Below are 19,583 nucleotides of genomic sequence, written 5' to 3'. Positions count from 1 at the left end.
CGCGGCGCCTCATGAGGCCTGCCCCATCCCAGCCTTCCCCCAAGGGGGAAGGAGCAAAGACAATGGGCGGGCCATGAACATCCAATTCCGCTGCGACCCCGCGCTGTTCGACCTGCTGCCGCGCCCGGTGCCGGCAAAGGCCATGCTGCCCGACTGGCTGCGCCAGATGGCGCCCCGGACGCCGTCGGCGGTGCACCAGCGCAGCATCCGCACCGTCAAGCAGTGCCCGCCGTTCGTCGATGCCATGGCGCACGGCTTCATGGTGCTGCTGCCGTGCGACGTGCGCGTGGCGGCGGGGCAGTTCAGCTGGGACTGGCCGTTGCCCGCGCTGTCGGTGCCCGGGCATCCGCGCGCGCCGCTGAGCTTTCATGTGCCCGAGCAGCTCGCGGGCTCGCCTCTGGCGCACGGCGCACAGTCGGCCGTCAAGTTCAACAGCTTCTGGACGGTCGCGCTCGATGAAGGGTGGTCGCTGATGGCGGTCCACCCGGTGAATCGCGACGACCTGCCGTTCCGGCTCGTCACGGGGCTGGTCGATGCCGACCGGTTCAACGAGGTCGGCATCAACTTTCCCGCGGTCTGGACCGACCCCGGCTTCGACGGCGTGCTGCCGCGCGGCACGCCCGTGGCGCAGTGCTACCCCGTGCCGCGCGAGCCGCTAGCGCTGCAGTGCGAACCCATGTCCGGGGCGCAGGTGGAGGGCTACGCGCAGCTCGCCGAGAAGATCATGGCCGGGCCCGGCGTCTACCGGAAGGCCTTTCGCAGCAAGCGCGGCGCGGGGTGACGTTCACGCCGTTCACGCCGTTCAGGCCGGCGCAGTGCGCAGCACTGCGCGCAGGTCGTCGAGGTTCAGCCAGAGGCGTCCGGTGGGCGCGGTCGACAGCGCGTGGGCGATGCGCCCGAAGGTGCTCTCGTGCAGGCGGTAGGCGCGGCCATAGGCGCGCAGGGCTTCGTCCATGCGGCCGGCCTCCTGCAGCACGATGCCCAGGTTGACCTCGACTTCTGCGCGCGGCGGCGACACGCGAAGCACCTGGCGCAGCGCGTCGGCCGCGCCGTCGAACTCGCCCAGGTCCTGCAGCACGAGCGCCAGGTCGAACCAGACAGCGCCGTGCGCGGGCGCCAGGGCCGCGGCCTGGCGCAGCGCGCGCGCCGCGCCGGCCCCGTTGCCGGCGGCCTTGAGCGTGAGGCCCAGCGCGTGCAGCGGTTCTTCACGCCCGGGCATCAGCGCCGCGGCGCGCTCGTGATGCCGAAGGGCCTGCGCGAAATCGCCGGCGGCCCTTGCCACGTCGCCCGCCAGCAGCAGCGAGGGGCCGTGGCCGGGGCGCAGCGCGAGGCTTTCGGCAATGGAGGCGCCGGCGTCTGTGAACGCTCCGTCGGCCAGCTGCAGGCGCGCCAGCAGCTGCAGCACGGCGGGGTGGGGCGGGTGCAGGGTGCGGGCGTGTTCGCAGAGTTGCCGCGCATGCGACGCCTGTCCCGCATTGACGAGGCGGATCGCGAGCTCCAGGAGCTGTTCGACGGAGGCGGGCGGAGCTTGCATGGCGGACATGGACGGGGTCGGCGGCGCGGTGCGTCGAATGTAGCGCGCAGGACGCGCATTAGTTGCCATCGACCGTCTGATTAGCGCGACGGCATGACCAATGGCAGATGCTTTCGGCACGGGCTTCGCTTACATTCGACGGCCTTCGAAACGCCGACCCCCGTGACCTCCAGCTCCCCCAGCCCCTCCGCCCCTGCCGCCGCCCCTCGAAACGTCGTCAAGCGCGTCCTGGTTCTCCGCTACTCGCAGTCCGGCCAGCTCGACGAGGTCGCCGAACAGATCGTCGCGCCGCTGCGCGCGGATCCGGCCATACAGGTCCATGAGGAAGTGCTGCGTCCGCTGGCGCCATACCCGTTTCCCTGGCCGTTCCTCGCGTTCTTCGACGCCTTCCCTGAATCGGCCCACATGAAGCCGCAGCCCCTGGCGCCGCTGTCGCTCACGGGCGAGGAAGACTTCGACCTCGTCATCCTGCCGTACCAGGTGTGGTTTCTCGCGCCGTCGCAGCCGGTGGCCGCTTTCCTGAAGCACCCGGTGGCGGCTCGCCTGCTCGAGGGCAAGCCGGTGGTCACCGTCATTGCGTGCCGCAACATGTGGCTGCTCGCGCACGAAAAGCTCAAGGGCATGCTCGCCGACGTGGGCGCGCGGCTCATCGACAACGTGGTGCTGACCGACCCCGGCCCCACGCTGGCCACCTTCTTCACCACGCCGGCCTGGCTGATCTGGGGCCGCAAGCGCGGTTTCTGGGGCATGCCCGACGCGGGGCTGAGCACCGAACAGATCCGCGGTACCGGCCGCTTCGGCCGCGCCCTTCGCGACGCGCTGGGCAAGAACCTGGAGCGCGGCACGCAGCCCCTGCTGGCCGGGCTGGGCGCGGTGCGCGCCGACGCGAAACTGCTCGTCAGCGAGAAGGCCGGCACGCGCAGCTTCTACCTCTGGGGCAAGCTGATCATGGCGGCCGGCGGGCCCGGCGCGTGGCAGCGCAAGCCGCTGCTGCTGCTGTACGTGCTGTTCCTGATCGCGCTGATCGTCACGGTGGTGCCGGTGAGCCTGACGCTGCAGGCGATCCTGCGGCCGTTGTTCAGAGGGTGGCTGACTAAAATGACCGCCCAATTCGAGTGCCCGTCGGGCTCCGCCACCGACCGCACCCCGCTTTATGACGACTGATGTCTTCCTGACCCGCACCGCCGCCTTTCTGCCCTTCTCCCCGGTCAGCAATGACGACATCGAAGAAGTCCTCGGCCGCATCGGCGGCAAGGCGTCCCGCGCGCGGCGGCTGATCCTGCGCAGCAACGGCATCCACTTGCGCCACTACGCCATCGACCGCGCCACCGGCGCGCTGGCCATGAGCAACGCGCAGCTCACCGCGTCGGCCATCCGCGCGCTGGGCGACGACGTGGGCCCGGTCGACTGCCTGGTGACCGGCACCTCGCTGCCCGACCAGCTCATGCCCAACCACGCAGTGATGGTGCACGGCGAACTCGGTTGGCCGCGCCTGGAGGTGGTGGCCTGCGCGGGCATCTGCCTGGCCGGCACCACGGCGCTGAAGCACGCATGGCTGTCGGTGCGCGCGGGCGATGCGCGCCGCGCGGTGGCCACGGGCTCGGAGCTGGCTTCGGCCGTGATGCGCGGCTCGCGCTTCGAAGCCGAGCTCGAGCACAAGCTCGAAGCACTCGAGGCCCGGCCCGAATTGGCCTTCGAGAAAGACTTCCTGCGCTGGATGCTGTCCGACGGCGCCGGCGCGGTGCTGCTGGAGCGCGAGCCGCGCGGCCCGCTGTCGCTGCGCGTGGAGTGGATCGACCTGTCTTCCGCGGCGCACGAGCTGCCGGTGTGCATGTACGCCGGCGCCGAGAAGAACGCCGAAGGCGGGCTCGACGGCTGGGGGCGCAAGTCGCCCGAAGACTGGCAGCGCGAGTCGACCTTTGCCGTGAAGCAGGACGTGCGCCTGCTCAACGAGAACATCGTGCGCGCCACGCTGGGCGAACCGCTGGCCGCCATCATCGAGCGGCGCGGGCTGAAGTCGGCGGACATCGACTGGTTTTTGCCGCACCTTTCTTCTCGCTACTTCGTCGAGCCGGTGAGCCAGTGCCTCGAGTCGCTGGGGTTGCACATTCCGCGCGAGCGCTGGTTCAGCAACCTCGCGAGCAAGGGCAACACGGGCTCGGCGTCGCCGTACATCATGCTCGACGAGCTGTTCCGCTCGGGCCGTATCAAGCCGGGGCAGAAGCTGCTGATGTTCGTGCCCGAAAGCGGCCGCTTCTCCAGCGGCTTCATCTACCTGGAAGCGGTATGAGCCCGACGCCGCTTCGCGTATCGCTGCCCGCCCGCGGGGCGGCCCGGCCGGAGACCTGACATGGACCTCGACGCAGTTCCGCAGGAGGGCAATGCGACCCTCGACGGCCATTCGAAGCTGATGTACGCGCGCGACGCGCAGGGCCGTGTCGTCACGACCACCTCGCGCGGCTGGGAGGCCGAAGAAATCGTCACCAGCCATGCGGTCGACGTGCTGGTCGAACAGGCGCAGGCCGCCAAGGACCGCGTGAAGGCGGGGCTTGCCTCGCCGCTGGCGTACTGGATGTACGCGCGCCGCATGGACGTGGCGCTGCTCTCGCAGACCAGCGGCTTCTGGCAATGGCGCGTGCGCCGCCACCTGCAGCCGCGCCACTTCGCCGCGCTGTCGCCGGCCCAGCTCGCGCGCTACGGCGACGCGCTGGGCTTGTCCGTTTCCACCTTGCAGGGCTTGCCGTGAACTTCCAACACCAACAGGCGGCTCACTGCGAAAGCGGCGTCATCTCCAGCCTCATGCGCCACCACGGCGCGCCGATGAGCGAGAGCATGGCGCTCGGCCTGTCGTCGGCCATTTCGTTCGCGTACCTGCCTTTCATCAAGCTGTCTGGCCTGCCCCTCATTTCGTACCGCATGCCGCCCAAGGCCATCATCAAGGGCCTGCTGGCGCCGATGGCCGCGCGCTTTCGCTTCGAGACCTTCCGCAGCCCCGAGGCGGGGCAAGAGCGGCTCGACGCCCTGCTGGCCGACGGCCAGCTGGTGGGGCTGCAGACCTCGGTGTACTGGCTGCCGTACTTTCCGCCGAACATGCGCTTCCATTTCAACGCGCACAACCTGCTGGTGTACGGCAAGGACGGCGACGACTACCTGATCAGCGACCCGGTGTTCGAGGAGCCCGTGCGCTGCGCGAGCGGCGACCTGGCGCGCGCGCGCTTCGCCAAGGGCGTGCTGGCGCCGAAGGGGCTCATGTACTACCCGCAGGCCATCGAGCGCAAGGCGGTCGATGCGGCCTCGGTCACCAAGGCCATCCGCAAGACGGTGCGCAACATGCTGGCACCCATTCCCATCGTCGGCGTGCGCGGCATGCGCACGCTGGCCAAGCGCATGCAGAAGCTCTCGCCCGCCGACCCGCGCAGCGTCGACTTCATCGGCCACGTGGTGCGCATGCAGGAAGAAATCGGCACCGGCGGCGCGGGCTTCCGCTTCATCTACGCCGGGTTCCTGCAGGAGGCGGCGCAACTGCTCGACAAGCCGCAGCTGCAGCAGATGTCCGAGCGGCTCATTGCCATCGGTGACGGCTGGCGTGCCTTTGCACTCAAGGCGGCGCGCATGGTGAAGGGCCGCGAGGCGGTCGACCCTGCCGCGCTGGCCGTGAAGCTGCGCGAGCAGGCGCAGCAGGAAGAAAACTTCTTCCGCGACCTCAAGGCCGCCGTCGCCTGATGCTGGAGCTGCACAAGCTCGGCTACCGCTACCCGCACGCTGAAACATCCGCGCTGGCCGATGTGTCGCTCGCGGTGCCGCGCGGCTGCGTGCTGGGCCTGCTCGGGCCGAACGGCGCGGGCAAGACCACGCTGATCTCGCACCTGTCGGGCGCGCTCGCCGTGCAATCGGGCGAGATCCGCATCGACGGGCAGCCGCTGCGGCAGGTGCGCGCGAAGGCGCCCACGCGCATTGCCGTGGCGCCGCAGGAGCATGCGTTCTATCCGATGCTCACCGTGGCCGAGAACCTCGCCTGCTTCGCCGCGGCGGGCGGGCTCACGGGCGCGCGCAAGAAGCAGCGCATCGAAAGCTGCACGCAGTTCGCGCAGCTGGAGCAGTTCGCGGGCGTGCGCGCCGAGCGGCTGTCGGGCGGCCTCAAGCGCCGGCTCAACCTGGCGATCGCGTTGCTGCCCGAACCCGAGCTGATGCTGTTCGACGAGCCCACCGTGGGTGTCGACCCGCAGTCGCGCGCGTTCATCCTCGACGCCATCAAGAGCCTCGCGCAGCAGGGCGCGGCGGTGATCTACGCCTCGCACTACATGGAAGAGATCGAGGCCATTGCCGACCGCGTGGCCATCCTCGACCGCGGCCATGTGCTGCGCGAAGGCTCGCTCGACGAGCTGCTGTCGAAGAGCGCGATGCTGCTCACGCTGGCGGCCGACGGGCTCGACGCCGAGATGCTCTCGCGCTTCGGCACGGTGGAGCAGGGCGGCGTGCACTGGCGCGTGCACCTGGACACCGGCAGCGGCCCCGGCCCCGTGCTGGCCGCGCTCGAAGCCGCGGGCATCGTGGTGCGCCACGCCGAGTTCGGCCGCCACGACCTCGAGCAGCTCTTCATGGCGCTCACCCACCGCTCGCTGCGCGACTGAAACCCATGCTCCTCGCGCTCATCAAGAAGGAACTGCTCGCGCTCGTGCGCGACATGCACGGCCTGGCGGCGCTGTTCCTGATGCCGATGGTTTTCATCGTGCTGATGTCGCTCACGCTGAAGGACATCTACCGCCCGCCGCTGGCCGAGCTGGCCTATGCAATCGACATGCGCGACACCGCCACGCCCGCCCGGTGGCTGCAGCAGTTGTGGCAGCGCAACCATGGCGCGCCGCAACCGCTGGGCGCCGACTGGCAAGCGCGGTTGCGCAACGGTTCGCTGAAGTACGTGATCGTGCTGGAGCCGGGCCTGTCGGACGAGCTGGAGTCGGCCGCGCTGTCGACGCAGTCGCGCATCCAGCTGCTTACCGAGCCGGGCATCGACGCCAACCTGTTCAACGCGCTGCGCGCCGAACTGGTCGGTGCGTCGGGCGAGCTCAAGGCGCGGCTCGCGCTCGCGGTGCCAGGCACGGCCAGCCCCGCGCCGGACGCGTCGATCCAGGCGATGGTGCGCGCCGAGCGCTTCTCCACCGCCGGCCCGCGGCCGACCTCGGTGCAGCAGAACGTGCCGGCCTGGCTGGTGTTCGGCATGTTCTTCGTGGTGGCCTCGCTGTCCAGCCTGTTCGTGCAGGAGCGCAGCTCGGGCGCCTTGGGCCGGCTGCAGAGCCTGGGCGTGTCGCGCACCATGCTGCTGGCGTCGAAGGCGCTGCCGTACCTTGGCGTGAACGCGCTGCAGGCCGCGCTGATGCTGGCGGCCGGCATCTGGTTCATGCCGCTGATCGGCGGCGATGCGTTGTCGCTCGCGGGCATCCATTGGGGCGCGCTGCTGCTGTCGCTCGCGGCCGTGAGCCTGGCGGCGGTGAGCCTGTCGCTCGCGCTGGCCTGCCTGGTGCGCAGCCATGCGCAGGCCGCCACCATCGGGCCGATGGTCAACGTGCTGATGGCGGCGGCGGGCGGCATCATGGTGCCCAAGTTCGTGATGCCGGGCTTCATGCAACGGCTGGTCGAGGTCTCGCCGATGAACTGGGGGCTCGAGGCCTTGCTGACCGTGCTGCTGCGCGGCGGCGGCGTGGCCGATGCGCTGCCGCAGATCGGCCGGCTGGTCTTGTTCGCGGCACTGATGTTCCTCCTGGCCGTTTTTCTGTTTCGCAGGCGCCTGCCTTGAGCGAAGTGAACCAAGTGAACAAATTGAGCACGGTCACCCCTGAATTCATTGCCAGCCTGAAAGCCATGGTGCTCGAAGCGGTCGAGAAGGAGGCGCCCGCTGGCGGCCTCGGCGACGACGAGCCGCTGTTCGGCCCCGAGGCCCGGCTCGACCTCGACTCGCTCGACGCCCTGCAGGTGTCGATGACGATCCAGCAGCGCTTCGGCCTGCGCATGCCCGACAGCAAGGAAACGCGGCGCGCGCTGACCTCCGTCGCGCACCTGGCGGAGCACCTGGCGGCCGCCGGCAAGGCATGACGGGCGTCTTCCTGGCCGGCACGGGCCTGGCCTGCGTGCTGGGAGACGATATGCCGTCGGCGCTGGCATCGTTGCAGCGCGGCGGCGTGGCGCCCACGCCGGTCGAGGTTGCGGGCGGGGTGCGCTGGCCGGTCTACAAGCTGGCCGCACAGGACGGCGACTGGACGCAGCGCCTGCGCGCCACCGTTCGCCGCGTGGTCGCGCAGACCGGCGACTGGGGCGCGCGCACCGCACCGCTGTTCGTCGCGTCGTCCTCGCTGGACATCGGTTTCATGGAGCGCGAGAAGCACGACCTGCGGCTCGGCGGCGACTTGCAGGACTTTGCCGGCATCGTGGCCACGGAGCTCGACTGGCAGGGGCCGGTGTTCACCGTGTCCACCGCCTGCACCTCGGCGCTCAATGCGCTTCTGGCGGCCGCGGACCTGGTTCGCGGCGGCGAGACACCCGAGGCGCTGGTGATCGGCGCCGAGCTGGACAACCGCTTCACCGTGGCCGGCTTCGGCGCGATGCAACTGCTCGCGCCCGACAGCGCGCAGCCCTTCGGCGCGCAGCGCAAGGGCCTGGTGCTCGGCGAAGCGGTGGCGGCGCTGCGGCTGCGTTCGCAGCCCGCGCGCTGGCAGCTCCTGGGCGGCTCGAACGTGGTCGACGGGCGCAACCCGTCGGGCACCGAGGCCAGCGCGGTGCTCGCCATGTGCCACGAGGCATTGGCGCGCAGCGGGCTGCGGCCCGGCGACATCGATCTCATCAAGGTGCAGGCCGCGGGCAGTCCGGTCAACGATGCCATCGAGGCCGACGCGCTCAAGCAGGTGTTCGCGCCGCTGCCGCCGCTGGTGTCGCTGAAGTCGGCGATCGGACACACGCTGGGCGCCGCCGGCGCGGCGGAGCTGGCCTTGCTGGTCGGCTGCATCGAAAGCGGTGCGTGGCCGCCGGTGGACTATCCGCTCGATGATTTGCTCGGCATCGCGCTGGTCACGCAGGCGCCGCGCGCGTTGCGGCACGTGCTGCTCAACGTGGTCGGCTTCGGCGGCGGGCATGCCTCGCTCGTGTTGAAGGACTGCGAGGCATGAACCCATGAACGCGCAAGCTCTTCAAGGTTGGCGCACCGTCGCTCACTTCGCCGCGCATCCGCCGCCCGCCGACTGGCGCGACGACCTGGCGCGCCGCATCGGCCGGCGTCCGCGCCGCGTGGGCGTGTGGACCGAACTGGCGATGTACGGTGCGCGCTGCTGCCTCGACGCCGCGGGCGAGCCTGCCTTGCCCGCGGGTGCCCGCATCCGCGTGGCGAGCCGCCGCGGTGCATGGGGCGCGACGCATGCGGGCCTGGCGCAGCTCGACGCGGGCCTGCCGATGCCGTTCACCTTCATGCAGAGCCAGCCGGCGCTGATGCTGGCCGAGGTGGGGCGCTGCCTCGACTGGCAGGGCGATGCGAGCTTCATGCTGTGCCGCGATCCGCAGCGCCTGCTGCAGTTGGCGACGCTGGGCGCGGCACCCGAAGGCCTGTTGTTCGGTGTGGTCGAGGAAGAGCGCGACGACGAACCGCCGTGCACCGAGTGGTGGCGGCTGGTGGCGGCCTGAGCAGGCTTGAACAGGCCTGATCAGGCCTGATCAGGCCGGGGCTGGCTCAGCCCGCGATCGAACGCCGAAGGTTGAGGCGCGCCCGTTCCTCGAGCTGGGCATGCATGCGCGGGGTCGCGTAGATCGCCTGGCGGTCCAGGAAGCGCTGCAGGATCGCGCGCCGGCGCGGCAGGCGCACAGCGTCGGGAACGAAGGCGTACTCCGCGCCCACCTGGCGTTCGTATTCGTCGAAGCGCGCGCGTTCGGCGCCGAGGATCGACAGGTCGATGTCGATCAGCAGTTCGGCGTCACGGCCTTCGGGCACGGCGTCGTGGCACGTGGCCATGACCAGCGCGTGCACCCGTTCGGCTGCTGCCTCATTCGCACCCGCCGCCCGCAGGGCCTGCCTTGCCCAGTCGGCGCTGCGCGCCTCGTTGTCGTGCGCGTGCACGTCGTAGACCGCGTCATGGAACCACAGCGCGAGCGCCACTTCACCGGGGTGTTCGGCCAGGGCCTGCTCGCGCTCGAACCACGCGAGGCATTCGCCCAGGTGCTGCATCGTGTGGTAGTGGCGCTGCGGCTCGGCGTAGCGGCGCTGAAGCTCGTCGCACAACGCAGCGTCGGGTGCGGCGACACCCAGCGCGTGCCAGGCCGCATTCCAGTTCGCGTGCAATGCCTCGGGCGTCATGGCGCCTATTGCTCCATCGCCGCCTTGACCTCCTGCCCGAGGTCGAGCACGGACATGGCGTAGTAGCTGCTCCAGTTGTAGCGCGTGATCACGTAGAAGTTGCGCGTGCCGGCCACGTAGGTGGGCGGCGCGTCGGCACCGTTCTGCAGCTCGATCAGCGCGAACAGCCCCTTGTGCCGGATGCCTTCGCCTTCGGGCACCGCGCCGGCCGCCACGAAGCTGTCGGCGCTGAAGGTCGGCAGGATGTCGGGTGCGAGCAGCACGGCCTTCTGCAGCCGTGCCTCGTCGAAGTGCACCGGGTAGATGGCCGGCGTGCCGGGCCGCCAGCCGAAGGACTTGAAGTAGTTGGCGACCGAGCCGATCACGTCGGTCGGGTTGTTCACGAGGTCGATGCGGCCGTCGCCGTCGAAGTCGACCGCGTACTTGGCCATGCTGCTGGGCATGAACTGCGGCATGCCCATGGCGCCCGCGTAGCTGCCCAGCGGCGTGAGCGGGTCGTCGGCGGTGCGGCTCTCGGTGCTCAGGAAGCTCTCGAGCTCGCCGCGGAAGAAGGCCTTGCGCTCGGCGGCGCGCGGATGGCCGTCGGGAAAGTCGAAGGACAACGTGGCCAGCGCGTCGATCACGCGGAAGTTGCCCATGTTGCGTCCGTAGATGGTCTCCACGCCGATGATGCCGACGATGATTTCCGGCGGCACGCCGTACACCTGCTCGGCACGCGCGAGCGTGTCGGCGTTGGCGCGCCAGAAGCGCACGCCGGCTGCGATGCGCACCGGGTCGATGAAGCGGCTGCGGTAGGTCTGCCAGTTCTTCACCGTGCCCACCGGGCCGGGCAGCATGAGGCGCGGCACGTTCGGCAGGAAGCGTGCGCTGCCGATGGTGGCGCGCACCCAGTCGCGGTCGAGGCCGCGGCGCTCGGCGACTTCGTCGGCGAACTGCATCGCGTCCTCGCGCGTGGCGTAGGGCGTGCTGCCGCGCACCGGGTTCACGGCCGCGCCACGGCCATTGGAGGACTTCTGGGCTACAGCGCCCGTGGACCCTGCGCAGCAGGCGACGAGAAGTGCGGCTGCCGCAGCGGCGCGCGACGGCGTGGGGAGGAAAAATCGCATGGGTTGATTGTGACGTCCGTGTGCGCGGCGCCTCTTCAGGGACACATGTGGTTTCAGCCGCGCGGGTTCGCGGCGGGCCAGGCGAGGCGGCGGAACTCCGAACGCAGGGTGGAAAGCGATGCCGGCGTGGCCGGCGCGTAACGCTGCGCCTCGAGCTTCAGCAGCCAGTCGCGCACGCCCTGCGCCGACGGGCCGAAGCGGGCGTCGGCGGCCTGCGCCATCTGGCGCGGCGGCGCGGTCTCGGGCAGCTGCAGGCCGGCCTTGGCGAGCCGCGCGCGCGCCTGGCCTAGCAGGCGCAGCCACGGGTCGTGGCGGCTGCGCTCCCACAAGGTCCAGCCCGCGCCCGCCAGGCTCGCGCCCACCAGCAGGTAGAGCAGCACGTAGGCCAGGTCTTCGAGGCTGGGTGCCTCGAAGCCGATGTTCTTCAGCAGGTTGAGCTGGCGGCTCTGCGTGTAGTTGAGCACCCACTGGTTCCAGCCGTTGTTCACGGCCTCCCAGGCGGCGCGGATGTTCTGCGCGAGCGTGGGGCTCATGGCGCCGATGGCGCCGGCGAACAGGCCCGGTTGCGGCACGAGCCGCTGCAGCTGGCCGACGCGGCCGGGAGCGACCGAGGCGGTCGGGTCGACGCGCGTCCAGCCCGTGCCTTCCTGCCAGACCTCGGCCCATGCATGGGCGTCGCTCTGGCGCACCACCCAGTAGTTGTCGAGGCTGTTGAACTCGCCGCCCTGGTAGCCCGTCACGATGCGCGACGGGACGCCGAGGTTGCGCATCAGCACCACGAAGGCCGAGGCGATGTGCTCGCAGAAGCCTTCCTTGCGGTCGAACCAGAACTCGTCGGCGGTGTTGTCGCCGTAGAGGCCGGGCTCCAGCGTGTAGGTGTAGCCACCGGTGCGCAGGCGGCGCTGCACGGCCTGCACGAAGGCCTGCGTGTCGGCCTGCGGGTCCAGGTGGGCCAATGCCGGGTCGGCGCGCATCTCGGCGGCGAGCGCGGCGGTGCGCGGGTTGGTGCCGGGCGGCAGCGCCAGGTAGGCCTGCAGCTGGCCGCCCACGCGCTTGAGCGGACCGCTCAGGAATTGCGTGTAGCTCTCGGCGCGGTAGCGCACCAGGTCGTTGATGGGCCGGTTCGCGAACCATTGCAGGTCGGGCGTGCCCGTCACCTCGAAGCCGGGCGCCTCGGGGGCCTTCTGCGCCGCGTCGAGCGTCAGCAGCCAGGGGCGGTTGCTGGCTTCGAGCGTGACCTCGTAGCGCACGGGTTCGCCGCTTACCCGCAGGTTGGGAGACCACTGTCCGCCGCGTCCCCAGCCCGGCAGCGCCGTCCACTCGCGTCCGTCGAACTGCGCGAGCACCGGGCCGCGGAAGTACAGCTGGCTCTGCGGCGGCGGGCGGTCGTTCTCGAACTTGATGCGCGCGGCAATGCTGTCGTCCAGCGCCAGCTCGGCGATGGTGCCCACGCGCATGGTGCTCGACAGCCCGGTGCGGCCCGCCATCGCGTCGCTCGGCGTGCCCCACAGCGGCGCAAAACGCGGGAACAGCAGGAAAAGCGCCAGCATGATCGGCGCGCCCGCCAGCGCCATCCAGCCAGCGGTGCGGGCGGCCTGCATCAGCGGCGGACGGCCCACCGGCATGTGCGCGTTGACCAGCGCCGTCAGCAGGCCCAGCAGCGCCAGCAGCATGGTGAACGCGGTCACCAGCGACTGCGAATAGAAGAAGTTCGTGAGCATCGCGAAGAAGCCCAGGAAGAAGATCACGAAGGCATCGCGCCGCGCGCGCAGCTCCAGCGTCTTGAGCGCGAGCAGGATCACGACCAGCGTCACGCCCGCGTCGCGGCCCAGCAGCGTGCGGTGCGTGGCGTAGGTGGCACCCAGCGTCATGGCCAGCAGCGCAACCCGCCACCACCTGCTGGGCAGCGGGCGCGCCTGCACCGCGAGCGAGGCGCGCCACAGCAGCACCATGGCCGTGATGGCGCTGCACCACCAGGGCAGGTTCTCGACCTGCGGCAGCACGATCAGGGCGATGACCGTGAGCAGGAAGAGCGTGTCGCGCGCGTCCCGGGGCAGGGCCGCCAGCTGGGTCATGAGCTTGTTCATCGGTCAGGCTTTCTTCAGCACAGGGCCAGTGCCTCGAGGCACGCCCGCTTGTGCGCTTCGCCTTGCGACGGTTTCAGGGTGCGGCCCGCCACCCGCACGCCGTAGTCCACGCCCAGCCGGTCGGCCATCAGCACCCAGGCGCACAGGCGCGAGATGCGGGCTTCGGTGTCGGGCAGGCCGGCGGCCTGCGCGTCGAGCCAGAGCTCCTCGCGCTGGGTCTGTTGCGTGTCGCGGCTCACCAGGTCTTCGGAGCCCGCGGCCTGCGCCCGCGCGGCTTTCTTCCAGACCACCAGCTTCAGCGGATCGCCGCGCCGGTAGGCGCGCACGCCGTCGTACTCGCCGGCGTTGTGCGCGCGCAAGGCGGCCGACAGGGCGGCCGGTCCCGACAGGGGCTCGCCGGGCGGCAGCGGTGGCGGATGCGCTTCGGGCGTGGGGTAGACCAGCATCTGGGCGGCCGGGCGCCAGACGGTCCACACGCGGAAGGTGCCGAGCGGAAAGCGCGTCTCGGCCGTCAGCGGCGGCACCGGGTGCAGGCCGCGGCGCTCGGGCTGGAAGGCGATCTCGACAGTGGAAGTGCCTTCGGCCGGCACGTCGGTCCAGGCCCATTGGCCGCTGCCGCGCACGGCCATGCCGATGCCGTAGCGCACGCTGCGCCGCGTGTTGTGCAGCACCACGCGAAACACCGCCGCGGCGCCCGCGTACTGCGCCTCGGGCGCCACCATGTGCATGGCCAGGCCGCGCAGCGTGCCGTGGCACACATGCATGCCCACGGCCACGCTGCCCGCCAGCAGGAAAGTCAGCAGGTACCCGAGGTTGAGCTGGTAGTTGATCGACGCGACCAGCAGCACCAGCAGCGTTGCGCCCAGCAGCCACCCGGCCTTCGTGGGCACGATGTAGACGTTGCGCTGCGTGAGCTCCAGCGTGTCCGACGGCGCACGGCGCGACAGGAACCAGCCGTCGATGCGCGAGCGCAAGGCGCCGACAGGGCTCACGGCAAGGGCACCGCGGCGATCATCGCGCGCACCTGCTCGACCGCGCCCCGGCCCGCGTCGCCCACGGGCGTGAGCCGGTGCGCAATCGTTTGCGGCAGCACGGCCTGCACGTCGTCGGGCGCGACGTAGTTGCGGTTGGCCAGCAGCGCCTGCGCCTTGGCGGCGCGCAGCACGGCAATGCCGGCGCGCGGCGACAGGCCCTGGAGGAACCAGCGGCCCGAGCGGGTGGCGGCGATCAGGTCCTGCACGTAGTTGAGCAGCGCGTCCGCCGCATGCACCTGCTGCACGCGCTGCTGCAGCGCGGTGAGTTCGCCCGCGGTCAGCAGGGCGGGCAGGGTGGCCAGCATCTCGCGGCGGTCGGCGCTCGCGAGCAACTGGCGCTCGGCGGCGCGGTCGGGGTAGCCGAGCGAGATGCGCATCAGGAAGCGGTCGAGCTGCGACTCGGGCAGCGCGAAGGTGCCGAGCTGGTCCTGCGGGTTCTGCGTGGCGATCACGAAGAAGGGGTTGGGCAGCGGGCGGGTCTCGCCTTCGACGGTGACCTGCTTTTCTTCCATCGCCTCGAGCAGCGCGCTCTGGGTCTTGGGGCTGGCGCGGTTGATCTCGTCGGCCAGCAGCACCTGCGCAAAGATGGGCCCGGGGTGGAACACGAAGGCCTGCTGCGCGCGGTCGTAGATGGCCACGCCCGAGAGGTCGCCGGGCATCAGGTCGGCGGTGAACTGCACGCGCGAGAACTGCAGCCCGAAGGTGTGCGACAGCGCGTGCGCCAGGGTGGTCTTGCCGACCCCTGGCACGTCCTCGATCAGCAGGTGCCCGCCCGCCAGCAGGCAGGCCACGCAGTCGCGCACCTGGGCCTCTTTGCCCACGATCACCGTGTTAAGCTGACTTAACAAAGTGGCTAGCTTTGCAGCAACGTCCATATTTGTATCCATATGCAAACGATACCGTAAGACCTGCCGGCCCCATGCGGCATGAGGTCTAGACGTGGCGACAGAGACACATGGGCAAGACAGGCTACTTCACACACCGCGACTTCTGGAAGCACGACATGGGCGAGGGGCATCCCGAGTGCCCCGGGCGACTGGATGCCATCGAAGACCGTCTGCTGCTGACCGGCGTGGGTGACGCACTGGAACACCGGGAAGTGCCGCTGGCCACCTTGGCGCAGATCACCCGGGCGCACAGCGAGGCGCATGTCGAGCACCTCGAGTCGCTGCACCAGCGCCTGGTGGCCGACGAGCCCGCAGGCGGCCCCGACCACGCGCAGGTCGACCCCGACACCGTGCTCACCCGCTTCACCCTGCTGGCCGCGCGCCGCGCCGCCGGCGCCGCGATTGCCGCGACCGACGCGGTGGCGGCCGGCGAGCTCGAGAACGCCTTCTGCTCGGTGCGCCCGCCGGGCCACCACGCCTGCCGCGATCAGGCGATGGGCTTCTGCTTCTTCAACAACGTGGCCATCGCCGCGCGCCATGCCATCGACGTGCACGGCCTGGAGCGCGTGGCCATCGTCGACTTCGACGTGCACCACGGCAACGGCACCGAGAACATCCTGTCGAACGACCCGCGCGTGCTGATGGTCGGGTTCTTCCAGCACCCGTTCTACCCGTACAGCGGCACCGAGCACCCGGCGGCGAACATGCTCAACATGCCCATTCCGGCCTACACCCGGGGCATGGACGTGCGGGAGATGATCGAGGCGGTGTGGATGCCGCGGCTGGAGGAGTTCAAGCCGCAGATGGTCTTCATCAGCGCCGGCTTCGACGCGCACCGCGAAGACGAGCTGGGGCAGCTCGGCCTCAACGAGAACGACTTCGCCTGGATCACGGGCCGCGTACACGATGTTGCGAAGCGCCATGCGAAGGGCCGTATCGTCTCCATGCTCGAAGGCGGTTACAACCTCGACGCCCTGGCACGCAGCGTGGAAGCGCACATCCGCGTGCTGGCGGACCTCTAGATTTCGCTCGGCCGGCGCATGCGTGCGCCGTGCCTGCCTTTTTCCCAAGAGATGAATTTCAACGACTTCACCCAACGCCTGGCCCATGTCGATGCGCGCGGCCTCGGCATCGAACTGGTCGCGCTGGTGGCTTGCGTGGCCGCGGCCTGGGCCCTGTGCAAATGGTTCGGGCGCGACCAGCCCAAGGACTCCATCTGGTTCGGCGAGCGCACCTTCGACGGTGTGCTGTTCCCGCTGCTGGCACTGGTGCTCACCGAGGTTGCCCGGCGCGTGGTGATCGACTTCCAGACCGTGCTGGTGCTGCGCATCGCGGTGTCGGTGTTCGTGTCGCTGGCGGTGATCCGGTTGTTCGCGCGGGTGCTGCGCGCGGTGTTCCCCGCGTCCAATCTCGTGCGGCTGCTCGAGCGCACCATCTCCTGGCTGGCCTGGATCGCGGCCGTGCTCTGGATCGTCGGCCTGCTGCCGCCGGTGCTGGCCGAGCTCGACGAGATCACGCTGGCCTTCGGCAAGACGCGCGTGAGCCTGCAGACGATCTTCCAGGGCGTGCTGTCGGCGGGGCTTGTGCTGGTCATCGCGCTGTGGATCGCGTCGACCATCGAGAAGCGCATCCTGCGCGAGGCCGTCACCGACCTGTCGATGCGCAAGGTGGCGTCGAACGCGGTGCGCGCCTTCTTGCTGCTGGTCGGCCTGTTGTTCGCGCTGTCGGCGGTCGGGGTGGACCTGACGGCGCTGTCGGTGCTGGGCGGCGCGCTGGGCGTGGGCCTGGGTTTCGGCCTGCAGAAGCTGGCGGCCAACTATGTGAGCGGCTTCGTGATCCTGCTCGAGCGCTCGATCCGCATCGGCGACAACGTGAAGGTCGACACCTTCGAAGGCCGCATCACCGACATCAAGACGCGCTACACGCTCATCCGCGCGGGCAACGGGCGCGAGGCCATCGTGCCGAACGAGTCGCTCATCACCAGCCGGGTGGAAAACCTGTCGCTGGCAGATCGCAAGTTCAACATCACGACCACCATCGTGGTCGGCTACGAGAGCGACGTGGCGCAGGTGCAGGGCATTCTTTGCGAGGCGGCCAAGGCCCAGCCGCGTGTGATGACCGATCCGGCGCCGGTCGCGTTCCTCATGAACTTCGCGCCCGACGGGCTGGAGTTCACCCTGAACTTCTGGGTGGCCGACCCCGACAAGGGCAAGGACAACCTGCGCTCGGCCATCAACATCGCCATCCTCGACGGGCTGCGCGGTGCGGGCATTGACATTCCCTATCCGCAGCGCGTTGTGCGTGTGGAGTCTTTACCGCCTGGCATCGCGCAGGCGCCCGACGCTGTTTTATAATCGTGAAAAAGCACGATCGTTCTTTTTATGGGCGCCAGGTGCCCCGCGGGAAGAATGCAGAGGCTCCGAAGGTCGCGTCCTAGAATGACCGGTTGCCCTCAAAAGCCCCCTTTTTGCAATCCAATGGAGTCAAGTCAATGAAGGTTCTTGTACCTGTCAAACGGGTCGTCGACTACAACGTGAAGGTGCGCGTGAAGAGCGACGGCACCGGGGTGGACATTGCCAACGTGAAGATGAGCATGAACCCCTTCGACGAGATCGCGGTCGAAGAGGCTGTGCGGCTGAAGGAAAAGGGCGTGGTCACGGAAGTGATCGCGGTTTCCTGCGGCGATGCGAAGTGCCAGGAAACGCTGCGCACCGCGATGGCCATCGGTGCGGATCGCGGCATCCTGGTCGAGACGACCGAAGAGCTGCAGCCCCTGGCGGTCGCCAAGCTGCTCAAGGCGCTGGTCGACAAGGAACAGCCCTCGCTGATCATCCTGGGCAAGCAAGCCATCGACGACGACGCCAACCAGACCGGCCAGATGCTGGCTGCATTGGCCGACCTGCCCCAGGCCACTTTCGCCTCCAAGGTCGAAGTCGCTGGCGACAAGGTCACCGTCTCTCGCGAAGTCGACGGCGGCATGGAAACACTGAGCCTCACGCTGCCGGCCGTCATCACGACCGACCTGCGCCTGAACGAGCCGCGCTACGTCACCTTGCCCAACATCATGAAGGCCAAGAAGAAGCAGCTGGATGTCTTCAAGCCTGAAGACCTGGGCGTGGATGTGAAGCCCCGCCTGAAGACGCTGAAAGTCGCTGAACCACCCAAGCGCGGTGCCGGCATCAAGGTGCCTGACGTTGCAGCGCTGGTGGACAAACTGAAGAACGAAGCGAAGGTGATCTGAACATGACCGCACTTGTTATTGCCGAACACGACCACGCCAGCATCAAGCCGGCGACCCTGAACACCGTGACTGCTGCACTGGCGTGCGGTGGTGAAGTGCACGTTCTTGTCGCAGGCGCCAATGCAGCAGAAGCCGCCAAGGCCGCTGCCCAGATCGCAGGCGTGACCAAGGTCATCGCAGCCGACAGCCCGAGCCTCGCAGAAAACCTCGCGGAGAACGTCGCAGCCCAAGTGCTGGCGATTGCCGGCAACTACAGCCACATCCTGTTCCCGTCCACCGCCAACGGCAAGAACGTCGCCCCGCGCGTGGCCGCCAAGCTGGACGTGGCCCAGATCAGCGACATCACCAAGGTCGACAGCCCCGACACGTTCGAGCGCCCGATCTACGCCGGCAACGCGATTGCCACGGTGCAGAGCAGTGACGCCACCAAGGTCATCACCGTTCGCACGACCGGCTTCGACGCCGCGGCAGCCACCGGTGGCAGCGCAACGGTCGAAACCGCTGAAGGCGTCGCAGACAGCGGCAAGAGCGCCTTCGTCGGCCGCGAAGTCACGAAGAGCGAACGCCCTGAACTGACCGCCGCCAAGATCATCGTTTCCGGTGGCCGAGCCTTGGGCAGCGCAGAGAAGTTCCAGGAAGTCATGGCCCCGCTGGCCGACAAGCTCAACGCAGGCCTCGGTGCCAGCCGCGCAGCCGTCGACGCGGGCTACGCACCGAACGACTGGCAAGTCGGCCAGACCGGCAAGATCGTCGCCCCCCAGCTGTACATCGCAGCAGGCATCTCCGGCGCGATCCAGCACTTGGCCGGCATGAAGGACTCGAAGGTCATCGTGGCGATCAACAAGGACGAAGAAGCGCCGATCTTCAGCGTGGCCGACTACGGCCTCGTCGCCGACCTGTTCGTGGCCGTGCCCGAACTGGTGAAAGCGCTCTGACCGCACCGACGCAATGAGCCAGAGGGCATCGTTCGCGATGCCCTTTTCGTATCCGCTGTATCTGGAGACAAGACATGAGCTACACCGCCCCCCTCAAGGACATGCTGTTCGACATCGAGCACCTGGCCAACATCGGCGAGATCGCCAAGCTGCCGGGCTTCGAAGACGCCGGCCTTGAAACGGCACAGGCCGTGCTCGAGGAATGCGCGCGTTTCAACCAGGACGTGGTGGCGCCGCTGAACGTGGCGGGCGACCGCGATCCTTCGTCCTTCAAGGGCGGCGTGGTGACCACCACGGCCGGCTTCAAGGAAGCTTTTGCGCAGTACGTGTCGGGCGGCTGGCAGGGCCTGCAGCATCCGGCGGACTTCGGCGGCCAGGGCCTGCCCAAGACCATCGGCGCGGCCTGCGGCGAGATGCTCAACTCGGC

Annotated in this window: 21 protein-coding genes; 15 read left to right on the top strand and 6 right to left on the bottom strand. The window is 69.3% G+C overall.

All coding sequences use genetic code 11. The annotated features are described in order from the left end of the window. Positions 1 to 73: 73 nt before the first annotated feature. Complete coding sequence (locus BM013_RS38060) at positions 74 to 781, top strand: hypothetical protein (RefSeq protein WP_093135439.1); 708 nt, start codon at positions 74 to 76, stop codon at positions 779 to 781. A 21-nt stretch (positions 782 to 802) separates the two neighbouring features. Here BM013_RS38060 and BM013_RS38055 read toward each other — a convergent pair whose 3' ends face one another. Further along, positions 803 to 1,534, bottom strand: coding sequence for a tetratricopeptide repeat protein (locus BM013_RS38055; RefSeq protein WP_143098475.1), 732 nt, complete (start codon positions 1,532 to 1,534; stop codon positions 803 to 805). A gap of 93 nt (positions 1,535 to 1,627) precedes the next feature. On the opposite strand from BM013_RS38055, the gene BM013_RS38050 reads away from it, so the two are divergent. The 9 genes from BM013_RS38050 (at position 1,628) to BM013_RS38010 (ending at position 9,199) form a co-directional block, all read left to right on the top strand. After that, complete coding sequence (locus tag BM013_RS38050; protein WP_093135433.1) at positions 1,628 to 2,698, top strand: hypothetical protein; 1,071 nt, start codon at positions 1,628 to 1,630, stop codon at positions 2,696 to 2,698. Continuing rightward, positions 2,688 to 3,824 (top strand): beta-ketoacyl-ACP synthase III, encoded by a 1,137-nt coding sequence (locus BM013_RS38045; protein ID WP_093135431.1) that lies wholly within the window; start codon positions 2,688 to 2,690, stop codon positions 3,822 to 3,824. Before BM013_RS38050 ends, BM013_RS38045 begins: the two co-directional genes overlap by 11 nt. A gap of 60 nt (positions 3,825 to 3,884) precedes the next feature. Next, positions 3,885 to 4,280 (top strand): DarG family dialkylresorcinol biosynthesis protein, encoded by a 396-nt coding sequence (locus BM013_RS38040; protein WP_093135428.1) that lies wholly within the window; start codon positions 3,885 to 3,887, stop codon positions 4,278 to 4,280. Then, a complete protein-coding gene (locus BM013_RS38035; RefSeq protein ID WP_093135426.1) occupies positions 4,277 to 5,257 on the top strand; it encodes a BtrH-related acyltransferase DarH in 981 nt (326 codons plus the stop codon). Before BM013_RS38040 ends, BM013_RS38035 begins: the two co-directional genes overlap by 4 nt. After that, on the top strand, positions 5,257 to 6,165 hold the full coding sequence (locus tag BM013_RS38030; protein ID WP_093135423.1) for an ABC transporter ATP-binding protein: 909 nt from the start codon (positions 5,257 to 5,259) through the stop codon (positions 6,163 to 6,165). Before BM013_RS38035 ends, BM013_RS38030 begins: the two co-directional genes overlap by 1 nt. Before the next feature lie 5 nt (positions 6,166 to 6,170). Next, positions 6,171 to 7,328 (top strand): ABC transporter permease, encoded by a 1,158-nt coding sequence (locus BM013_RS38025; RefSeq protein ID WP_093135421.1) that lies wholly within the window; start codon positions 6,171 to 6,173, stop codon positions 7,326 to 7,328. 65 nt (positions 7,329 to 7,393) lie between these two features. Further along, positions 7,394 to 7,624: an acyl carrier protein gene (locus BM013_RS38020; RefSeq protein WP_371271183.1), complete on the top strand. Its 231-nt coding sequence runs from the start codon at positions 7,394 to 7,396 to the stop codon at positions 7,622 to 7,624. After that, entirely contained in the window at positions 7,621 to 8,691 is a 1,071-nt protein-coding gene (locus BM013_RS38015; RefSeq protein WP_093135418.1) for a beta-ketoacyl synthase N-terminal-like domain-containing protein, read from the top strand. The genes BM013_RS38020 and BM013_RS38015 overlap by 4 nt, the downstream gene beginning before the upstream one ends. 4 nt (positions 8,692 to 8,695) lie before the next feature. After that, on the top strand, positions 8,696 to 9,199 hold the full coding sequence (locus BM013_RS38010; RefSeq protein ID WP_093135415.1) for a hypothetical protein: 504 nt from the start codon (positions 8,696 to 8,698) through the stop codon (positions 9,197 to 9,199). A gap of 46 nt (positions 9,200 to 9,245) precedes the next feature. On the opposite strand, the gene BM013_RS38005 is transcribed toward BM013_RS38010, so the two are convergent. Genes BM013_RS38005 through BM013_RS37985 form a run of 5 tightly spaced genes read right to left on the bottom strand, consistent with a single transcriptional unit; the run spans position 9,246 to position 14,968 of the window. Further along, a complete protein-coding gene (locus BM013_RS38005) occupies positions 9,246 to 9,866 on the bottom strand; it encodes an HD domain-containing protein (RefSeq protein ID WP_093135412.1) in 621 nt (206 codons plus the stop codon). 5 nt (positions 9,867 to 9,871) lie between these two features. Further along, the gene (mltB, locus tag BM013_RS38000; RefSeq protein WP_093135409.1) at positions 9,872 to 10,972 is read right to left on the bottom strand and encodes a lytic murein transglycosylase B; all 1,101 of its coding nucleotides are present in this window, start codon (positions 10,970 to 10,972) and stop codon (positions 9,872 to 9,874) included. A gap of 53 nt (positions 10,973 to 11,025) precedes the next feature. Next, a complete protein-coding gene (locus BM013_RS37995) occupies positions 11,026 to 13,059 on the bottom strand; it encodes a transglutaminase TgpA family protein (protein WP_093135406.1) in 2,034 nt (677 codons plus the stop codon). A 14-nt stretch (positions 13,060 to 13,073) separates the two neighbouring features. Then, on the bottom strand, positions 13,074 to 14,051 hold the full coding sequence (locus BM013_RS37990; protein WP_093135404.1) for a DUF58 domain-containing protein: 978 nt from the start codon (positions 14,049 to 14,051) through the stop codon (positions 13,074 to 13,076). Further along, a complete protein-coding gene (locus BM013_RS37985) occupies positions 14,048 to 14,968 on the bottom strand; it encodes an AAA family ATPase (RefSeq protein ID WP_093135401.1) in 921 nt (306 codons plus the stop codon). Before BM013_RS37985 ends, BM013_RS37990 begins: the two co-directional genes overlap by 4 nt. Before the next feature lie 80 nt (positions 14,969 to 15,048). On the opposite strand from BM013_RS37985, the gene BM013_RS37980 reads away from it, so the two are divergent. The 5 genes from BM013_RS37980 to BM013_RS37960 form a co-directional block, all read left to right on the top strand. Continuing rightward, a complete protein-coding gene (locus tag BM013_RS37980) occupies positions 15,049 to 16,002 on the top strand; it encodes a histone deacetylase family protein (protein WP_093135399.1) in 954 nt (317 codons plus the stop codon). Between the two features lie 51 nt (positions 16,003 to 16,053). Further along, positions 16,054 to 17,334, top strand: coding sequence for a mechanosensitive ion channel family protein (locus BM013_RS37975; protein ID WP_093135397.1), 1,281 nt, complete (start codon positions 16,054 to 16,056; stop codon positions 17,332 to 17,334). A 137-nt stretch (positions 17,335 to 17,471) separates the two neighbouring features. Beyond that, entirely contained in the window at positions 17,472 to 18,221 is a 750-nt protein-coding gene (locus BM013_RS37970) for an electron transfer flavoprotein subunit beta/FixA family protein (RefSeq protein WP_093135394.1), read from the top strand. 2 nt (positions 18,222 to 18,223) lie between these two features. Beyond that, entirely contained in the window at positions 18,224 to 19,156 is a 933-nt protein-coding gene (locus tag BM013_RS37965) for an electron transfer flavoprotein subunit alpha/FixB family protein (protein ID WP_093135392.1), read from the top strand. 74 nt (positions 19,157 to 19,230) lie between these two features. After that, a partial coding sequence (locus tag BM013_RS37960) for an acyl-CoA dehydrogenase N-terminal domain-containing protein (protein WP_177225679.1) occupies positions 19,231 to 19,583 on the top strand: 353 nt, incomplete at its 3' end.

This window comes from Variovorax sp. OK605 (assembly GCF_900115445.1).
GTDB lineage: Bacteria > Pseudomonadota > Gammaproteobacteria > Burkholderiales > Burkholderiaceae_C > Variovorax.
The sequence above is the reverse complement of the archived record's forward strand: the minus strand, read 5'-3'. Positions and strand labels throughout refer to the sequence as shown.

Bases quoted from the DNA above. Each gene is read 5' to 3' on its own strand.
- BM013_RS38060 (WP_093135439.1), top strand. From the start codon at position 74: ATGAACATCCAATTCCGCTGCGACCCCGCGCTGTTCGACCTGCTGCCG.
- BM013_RS38055 (WP_143098475.1), bottom strand. From the start codon at position 1,534: ATGCAAGCTCCGCCCGCCTCCGTCGAACAGCTCCTGGAGCTCGCGATC.
- BM013_RS38050 (WP_093135433.1), top strand. From the start codon at position 1,628: ATGACCAATGGCAGATGCTTTCGGCACGGGCTTCGCTTACATTCGACG.
- BM013_RS38045 (WP_093135431.1), top strand. From the start codon at position 2,688: ATGACGACTGATGTCTTCCTGACCCGCACCGCCGCCTTTCTGCCCTTC.
- BM013_RS38040 (WP_093135428.1), top strand. From the start codon at position 3,885: ATGGACCTCGACGCAGTTCCGCAGGAGGGCAATGCGACCCTCGACGGC.
- BM013_RS38030 (WP_093135423.1), top strand. From the start codon at position 5,257: ATGCTGGAGCTGCACAAGCTCGGCTACCGCTACCCGCACGCTGAAACA.
- BM013_RS38025 (WP_093135421.1), top strand. From the start codon at position 6,171: ATGCTCCTCGCGCTCATCAAGAAGGAACTGCTCGCGCTCGTGCGCGAC.
- BM013_RS38020 (WP_371271183.1), top strand. From the start codon at position 7,394: ATGGTGCTCGAAGCGGTCGAGAAGGAGGCGCCCGCTGGCGGCCTCGGC.
- BM013_RS38015 (WP_093135418.1), top strand. From the start codon at position 7,621: ATGACGGGCGTCTTCCTGGCCGGCACGGGCCTGGCCTGCGTGCTGGGA.
- BM013_RS38010 (WP_093135415.1), top strand. From the start codon at position 8,696: ATGAACGCGCAAGCTCTTCAAGGTTGGCGCACCGTCGCTCACTTCGCC.
- BM013_RS38005 (WP_093135412.1), bottom strand. From the start codon at position 9,866: ATGACGCCCGAGGCATTGCACGCGAACTGGAATGCGGCCTGGCACGCG.
- mltB (WP_093135409.1), bottom strand. From the start codon at position 10,972: ATGCGATTTTTCCTCCCCACGCCGTCGCGCGCCGCTGCGGCAGCCGCA.
- BM013_RS37995 (WP_093135406.1), bottom strand. From the start codon at position 13,059: ATGAACAAGCTCATGACCCAGCTGGCGGCCCTGCCCCGGGACGCGCGC.
- BM013_RS37985 (WP_093135401.1), bottom strand. From the start codon at position 14,968: ATGGACGTTGCTGCAAAGCTAGCCACTTTGTTAAGTCAGCTTAACACG.
- BM013_RS37980 (WP_093135399.1), top strand. From the start codon at position 15,049: ATGGGCAAGACAGGCTACTTCACACACCGCGACTTCTGGAAGCACGAC.
- BM013_RS37975 (WP_093135397.1), top strand. From the start codon at position 16,054: ATGAATTTCAACGACTTCACCCAACGCCTGGCCCATGTCGATGCGCGC.
- BM013_RS37970 (WP_093135394.1), top strand. From the start codon at position 17,472: ATGAAGGTTCTTGTACCTGTCAAACGGGTCGTCGACTACAACGTGAAG.
- BM013_RS37965 (WP_093135392.1), top strand. From the start codon at position 18,224: ATGACCGCACTTGTTATTGCCGAACACGACCACGCCAGCATCAAGCCG.